The sequence below is a fragment of the Actinoplanes siamensis genome (genome assembly GCF_016862395.1).
In the GTDB taxonomy this organism is placed as follows: Bacteria; Actinomycetota; Actinomycetes; order Mycobacteriales; family Micromonosporaceae; genus Actinoplanes; species Actinoplanes siamensis.
Window position 1 is genome coordinate 1 of sequence record NZ_BOMW01000120.1, and the last position, 3,800, is coordinate 3,800.

The following is a 3,800-nucleotide window of genomic DNA, read 5'->3' on the forward strand; positions in this document are numbered from 1 at the left end:
CATCGGACACGACCGTGACGAGCTGCTGGCCGGGCTCGCCGCCGTCGCCGGAGCCGACGAGGACGCCTCGGCCACGACGGTCACCGGGCTCGCGGCGCCGGGGGACAGGACCGTCTTCGTCTTTCCCGGTCAGGGGTCGCAATGGGTGGGCATGGGACGCGAGCTGTGGGCGTCCTCCCCGGTCTTCGCGCGGCGCATGCAGGAGTGCGCCGACGCGCTCTCCCCGTACGTCGCATGGTCATTGCTCGACGTTCTCGACGACGCCGAGGCGCTGCAGCGGGTGGACGTCGTGCAGCCGGTGCTGTGGGCCGTCATGGTGTCGCTGGCCGAGGTGTGGCGTTCGTACGGCGTCGAGCCCGCGGCCGTGGTCGGCCACTCCCAGGGTGAGATCGCCGCCGCCTGTGTGGCCGGCGCGCTGAGCCTGCCGGACGCGGCGAAGGTGGTCGCGCTGCGCTCGAAGGCGGTGCTGGCCCTGTCCGGGCGCGGCGGCATGGTGTCGGTCGCTCTGCCGGTGGACGAGGTGCGGGCGCGCCTGACCGAGGGACTGGCGGTGGCGGCGGTCAACGGGCCGTCGTCGGTGGTCGTCTCCGGTGACGTCGCCGGGCTGGACGCGCTTCTGGCCGCGTGCGAGCGGGACGGGGTGCGGGCCCGCCGCATCCCGGTGGACTACGCCTCGCACTCCGCGCACGTCGAGGACCTGGGCGGCGAGCTGGCCCGGCTGCTGACCGGACTCGCCCCGCGCCCTGCCACGATCCCGTTCTTCTCGACGGTCACGGCCGGCTGGCTGGACACCACCGCGCTGGACGCCGAGTACTGGTACACCAACCTGCGGCGCACCGTCCGCTTCGAGGAGGCCGTCCGGGCCCTCGCCGCGGAGGGCTTCCGCTTCTTCGTCGAGTCGTCCGCCCATCCGGTCCTGACGTCCGGCGTCGAGCAGACCCTGGACAGCGCGGAGGCCGAGGCCACCGTGGTGGGCACGCTGCGACGCGACGAGGGTGGCCTGGCCCGCCTGCTCCGGTCGGTGGCCGAGGTCTTCGTGGCCGGCCGGCCGGTGTCCTGGGGCACGGTCTTCGGCGGCCGCGAGGACCGCTGGACCGTCTTGCCGACCTACGCCTTCCAGCGGCAGCGCTACTGGCTGGACACGCCGCGCGACTCGGCCGCCGCGCCGGACCCCGGCCAGGATCTGCTGTTCCAGGTGGACTGGACCGGGCCGGTCACCGTCGGGCCGGTCACCGGGCGGCACGTGGTGCTGACGCCCTCCGAGATGACCCGCGTCGGCCTGGAGAAACTGGCCGGCTCCGGGCTGCCGCCGGTCGTCGTCGTCGAGGTCGGTGCGAAGGACGAGGCACCCGAGGGCACCCCGGCCGCCGTCGAGCGGCACCTGCACCGGGTGCTGCGCTGGGTGCAGGACTGGCTCGCCGACGACCGCTGCTCCGGCACCCGGCTGGCCCTCGTGACGCGCGACGCGATCCAGGACGAGCAGGTCGCCCGTCCGGACCTCGCCGCGGCCGCGATCTGGGGCCTCGTGCGCAGTGTGCAGACCGAGAACCCGGACCGGATCACGCTGGTCGACACCGACGGCCGGCCCGCCTCGTGGGACCGGGTCACCGCGGCGGTCGCGACCGGGGAGGCCCAGCTCAAGATCCGGCAGGGCCGGGTCAGCACGCCGCGACTGACCCCCGCCGGCGCCCCGGCCGGCACCGGCGGGGCCGCTCTCGGGGACGGAACGGTCCTGATCACCGGGGGCACCGGCGGGCTGGGCGCGATGCTGGCCCGCCACCTCGTGCAGCGGCACGGCGTCCGCCGGCTGCTGCTGGCCAGCCGGCGCGGACCGCGGGCTCCGGGCGCGGCCGCCCTGCGCGAGGCACTGACCACCGCGGGGACGCAGGTCGAGGTGGTGTCCTGCGACATCACCGACCGGGCGTCCGTCGCCGCGCTGATCGCGGCGGTGCCGGCCGGGCACCCGTTGCGGGCGGTGATCCACTGCGCGGGCGTGCTGGACGACGGCGTCGTCGAGGCCCTGACCGAGGACCGCATCGACGCGGTGCTGGCGTCCAAGGTGCGCGGCGCCTGGCATCTGCACGAGCTGACCCGGCACCTGGACCTGTCCGCCTTCGTGCTGTTCTCGTCGATCGCCAGTGTGCTGGGGACCGCCGGGCAGGCAGGCTACGCGGCGGCGAACGCCTTCCTCAACGGCCTGGCCGAGGCGCGTCGCTCCGAGGGACTGTCCGCCGCCGCGCTGTGCTGGGGCTTCTGGGCCGAGCGCAGCGAGATGGTGGCCGACCTCAGCGCCGCGGACCTGGAACGGCTGCGGCGCCAAGGCGTCCTGCCGCTCTCCTCGCCGGAGGGGCTGGCGCTGTTCGACACGGCCCTCGGCCGGGACCGGGCGGTGCTCGTGCCGGCCCGCCTGCACCGGGCGGCGCCCGGCACACCCGGGGCCGGCCGGCTGACCTCACCGTTGCTGCGCGATCTGCTCGACCGGCCGGTCGAGAGCGCGACCGCGGCAGCCGGGGAGCCCGCCGACGCCGCGCTCGCGCAGCGGCTCAAAGCACTGCCGCGCGCCGAGGCCGAGACGGTGCTGCTGGATGCCGTGCGCACCCAGACCGCGCTCGTGCTGGGCCACCCCGACAGCAGCACGACCGGCGCCACCGCGACCTTCAAGGAGCTGGGGATCGACTCGCTCACCGCGGTGGAACTGCGGAACAAGCTCTCGGCGCTCACCGGACGGAAGCTGCCGACCACGATGGTCTTCGACCATCCCAACCCGCTCGCGCTGACCAGGTTCCTGACCACCCGGATCATCCCGGACGCCGCAGCCGGCTCCACGGCCGACCGGCTGGCGAAACAGATCCAGGCGCTGGGCAGCCGGCTCGACGACGCGTTGCTCGAGCTCGGTCCCGAGGAGCAGGCGACCATCGCCGGTCTGCTCGGCGAGTTGCGCGGCCGGGTGAGCGCACCCGTCCCGCAAGCACCGGTCGGCATCGTCGACCAGATCAGTTCGGCCTCGGCGGGGGAGCTCCTCTCGCTGCTGGACAAAGAGCTCGGCTAGGGGAGCACGATGACCAACGACAACAACCCCGATGTCCTCGACTACCTGAAGCGGACATCGATCGAGCTGATGGAAACCCGCAAACGGCTGCGGGAGCTGACGGAGGCGGCCGGCGAGCCCATCGCGGTGGTGGGCATGGCCTGCCGTTTCCCGGGCGGCGCGAACACCCCCGAGGCGCTCTGGGACCTGGTGGAGTCGGGCGCGGACGTCATGTCGGACTTCCCGACCGACCGCAACTGGGACCTCGACAGCCTGTACGACCCGGACCCCGGGACGCCCGGCACGTGCTACACGCGTACCGGTGGCTTCCTGTCCGACGCGGGCGACTTCGACGCCGACTTCTTCGACATCAACCCGCGCGAGGCGCTCGCCGCCGACCCGCAGCAGCGGCTGCTCCTGGAGATCGCGTGGGAGTCCCTGGAGCGGGCCGGCATCGACCCCCGGACACTGCGCGGCAGCCGCACCGGCGTGTTCGCCGGCCTCGCTTACTTCGGGTACGGCAACCACTTCGAGACCCCCGAGGTCATCTCGGGGTACGCGCAGACCGGCTCGCTGATCAGCGTGGCCTCCGGCCGGGTGTCGTACGTGCTCGGGCTGGAGGGCCCGGCGGTGTCCACCGACACGGCGTGCTCGTCGTCGCTGGTCACGGTGCACCAGGCGGTGCGCTCGCTGCGCCAGGGCGAGTGCGACCTGGCCCTGGCCGGCGGTGTCACGGTCACGGCGACCCCGCAGGTGTTCCGGGAGTTCGCGC

Annotated in this window: 2 protein-coding genes; both read left to right on the top strand. The window is 74.1% G+C overall.

Annotation, left to right across the window (positions count from 1 at the left end; all coding sequences use genetic code 11):
• On the top strand, positions 1-3,049 hold a 3,049-nt coding region (locus Asi03nite_RS37255), incomplete at its 5' end, for an SDR family NAD(P)-dependent oxidoreductase (protein ID WP_203685219.1).
• Positions 3,050-3,058: 9 nt separating this feature from the next.
• The coding region (locus Asi03nite_RS37260; RefSeq protein WP_203685220.1) for a beta-ketoacyl synthase N-terminal-like domain-containing protein at positions 3,059-3,800 on the top strand (742 nt) is incomplete at its 3' end.